Annotated in this window: 2 protein-coding genes and 1 pseudogene; all 3 read right to left on the reverse strand. The window is 75.8% G+C overall.

Annotated elements, in window-relative coordinates; translation table 11 throughout:
• The coding region (locus ACFW1I_RS38200; protein ID WP_384678733.1) for an AMP-binding protein at positions 1–944 on the reverse strand (944 nt) is incomplete at its 3' end.
• A 25-nt stretch (positions 945–969) separates the two neighbouring features.
• The gene (locus tag ACFW1I_RS38205; protein WP_384678736.1) at positions 970–1,560 is read right to left on the reverse strand and encodes a lytic polysaccharide monooxygenase; all 591 of its coding nucleotides are present in this window, start codon (positions 1,558–1,560) and stop codon (positions 970–972) included.
• A gap of 277 nt (positions 1,561–1,837) precedes the next feature.
• Positions 1,838–3,037 (reverse strand): annotated as a pseudogene (locus tag ACFW1I_RS38210) (SPFH domain-containing protein); the annotation flags it as partial.
• Positions 3,038–3,221 lie beyond the last annotated feature (184 nt).

Here is a 3,221-nt window from a genome sequence, read left to right on the forward strand (position 1 = left end):
GCCCCCCCCGGGGTGGCGCCGACCCCCGCGCCGGGCGCCCCGCCCCCGCGCGCGGGGCCGGGGGCCGCGCCCCCGGCCCCCGCCGGGGGCCCCACGCCGCGGCGGAGCCGGTGGTCTCGGTCGTGGGGACCGGGCGGGGTGGCGAGGAGGTACTGGACGGCCCGGCCGACGTAGGTGAAGTAGGTGGCGTCGAAGCGGCGGACGTCCGGCAGGAAGCGGGAGGCGGAGAAGCGGGCCCGCAGGGCGATCCCGGCGCCGGCGGCGAGGGCGGGCGCCCAGTCGGCGATGACGGCGTTGCCGTGGAACATCGGCATGCAGATGTAGTGGGTGTCGTCGGGGCCGACGGAGAAGGCGCGGGCCAGCGCGGCGCCGGCCGACGCGACGGCGCCCTGGCTGCGCAGCGCGGCCTTGGGCGCGCCGGTGGAGCCGGAGGTGAAGGTGAGGAGGTAGCGGGTGCCGGGGCCGACGGGACCGAGGACGGCGTCGCCGGGGCGGGCGTCCGCGTAGGGCGCGAGGAGGTCCCGGTACGCCTCGGTGTCGGTGACCAGGAGGCGGATCCCGGGCAGCGGCAGGCCGTCGAGGAGCGGCAGGTGGGCGCGCTGGGTGACGAGGACCCGGCAGGCGGTGTGGGTGATGTCGCGGGCGAGTTCGGCGCCGCGCCGGGTGGGGTTGATGCCGGCGACGGCGGCCCCCGCGAGGGCCGCCGCGCCGAGCCAGAGCGGGTACTCGGGCGTGTTGTCGAGCAGCAGGCCGAGGTGCGGCTCGCCCCCCGGCCGGGGTGGCATGAGGTCCACGAGCAGGGCGGCCCGGGCGGCGGCGCCCGCGGCGGCCCGGTGGTGGCTGAGGGTGTGGCGCTCGTCCCTCAGCCCGGTCCGGTGGTCGCCCCAGCGGCGCCGTATCAGCTCCGCGACGGTGTCCGCGCCTGCCCGTGGTGTGGCCGTCATGGCCCGGACTGTAACTGACGCTTCGTCAGAACTGAACGTCCGAGCAGGCGTAGAAGGCGTTCGCGGTGTCCGCGACCGTCCACACCGCCAGGATCAGATGGCGGCCCGTCTTGCCCGCCGGGAGGGTCCCGGAGTGCGAGAGCGTCGACGGCGGCTGCTGGCTGTTGTACGGGACGGTGAGGAACGGCTGCGGGTCGAGCTGGGCCCGGGTGAGCTTGGCGGTCGGGTCCCAGCCGTTCCTGGTGATGTAGTACCGGAAGTCCGTGGTGCGGTGGCGGGCCGTGAACTGCCAGCGGAAGCTGTAGCTCTGACCGGCCGTGACCTTCGTCGTCGGCCAGGTGCCGCCGCGCGGGTCGTCCAGCTGCGCGAAGCGGGAGTTCCCGCCGGCGCAGATGGTGCCGTCGGCGGGGCCAGCGGCCGGGAAGCCCTTGAGCCCCTCGACCGACTGCGGCTCCCACTGGATGTCGCCGCAGTTCTTCACCGTGCCGTTGGCGCAGAGCTTCTGGCGGCTGATGGGCGAGTCGGTGTAGCCGTGGCTGTTCGCGGTGCTGGTGGCGAAGAGGGAGGCGGCCGTGACGCCGAGCGCCACGGCGGCCAGCCCTGTCTTTTTGCGCATGCTGTCGCTCCAGGGAGAACGTGGGGGAGTTCTGTGATGCCCTTGGGCCGTGCTGCACGCGTGCGGAGGGAACCGTTCTAGGTCTAGACCAAGTACCAAGGTAGGGAGGGAAGTTGAACATGTCCATACCAGCGGCGGGGGGGGGGGGGGGGGGCGCGCCCCCCCCCGCCCCCCCCCCCCCCCCCCCCCCACCCCCCCCCCCACCCCCCCCCCCCCCCCCCCCCGCCGCGGCCGGGAGACCCGACCGCCCTCGCCCCACCGGAAGCCCGAACCGGCCTCAGGCCCCCTCCCCCGGGCCCCCACGGCCCGTGTAGAACGCCACCGTCAGGTCCTTCACCAGGGCCTTCCGCTCGTAGTCGTCCAGCTCGACCAGACCACGACTGGTCAGCCGGTGGACCACGTCGTCCACCGCGTCCACCACCGACGTCAGCACGCTGTCCCGGTGCTTCGCGTCGATCGCCGCGATCCGCCGGCGGCGCATCGCCTCCGCCACCTCCGGGGCGTACTCGATCCGCGTCGGCTGCGCCGAGAACACGTCCAGGCCGACCGGCGCGCACTCCGCCGACAGCATCCGGGTCAGCGCCTCGCCGACCGCCTCCGCGTCCCGCAGCGTCGGCGCGTCCTCGTGGAACGCGTCCGCCGGCAGCTGCGACAGCACCCGGGCCATCGCCGCCTCCACCTGCTCGCGCAGATAGTCCTCGTGGCCGTCGACCCCGAGCGCGGCACGGACGGTGTCCCGGACCCGCCACACGACGAGCACGGTCACGTCCAGCGCCGTCCCCTTCGCGTCCACCGCCGGCAGCGGCTCGCTGCGCCAGTGGCGCAGCCGGACGTCCACCCGGCGGCGCAGCAGCAGCGGGCTCGCCCAGACCAGGCCGGTACGGCGGACCGTGCCGCGGTACTCGCCGAACAGGGTCAGCACCCAGGCGTACCCGACCCTGCCGCGGCCGAGACCGCCCACCGCGAAGAGCAGGACCAGCACGCCGAGCGCCAGCAGCGCCCACTGGGCGAGGTGGATCCCGTGGTACGGGCGCGGCGGCAGCCGCAGCATCCGCGCGGCCTCGGCGGGCACGACGCCCGCCCACCACACGACCGCCGCGCACCCGGCGAGCGCGAGCAGCCCGCCGGCCACGCCGACCCAGCCCGGCAGCACCGCCGCCGCGCGCTCCACGAGCGCCGGGTCGGCCGTCGGCGCGGGCCGCGCGGACGCGGCGCGCGCGGGCTTGGCCGGCCTCGGGATCGCGGCCTTCCCGGCCTGCGCGGCCTGCGCCGCCTTGGCGGCCTGCGCGACCCGGCCGGCGGGCGGTGCCATCGCGACGGTGTCGGGACCGCCGTCGTCCTCGGCGGCGGCGCCGGGGTTCTCACCGCCGTCGCGGAAGAGCAGGTGGACGGGGATCGACCCGGTCGTCTCCGCCCCGATGACGTTCTTCCGGCGCGGCAGCCGCCCCACGGCGGCGACCGGCACGGCGACGGATGCCACCTTCCCTCCGGTGATCCGCCCGAAGTCGAGCACGTCCCGCTCCTCCTTGAACACCCCGGCCCCCGCCGTCGTCGCCGCCGTCGCCGGCAGATCGGAGCGGGCGGCGACCGGTCTCTTAGACACAACTCCGATCCCACGAGACACGAAACGATCTGGGGTTTCGGGTTGTTGGTGTTAAGTG

Source organism: Streptomyces sp. NPDC058955 (assembly GCF_042741435.1).
In the GTDB taxonomy this organism is placed as follows: Bacteria; Actinomycetota; Actinomycetes; order Streptomycetales; family Streptomycetaceae; genus Streptomyces.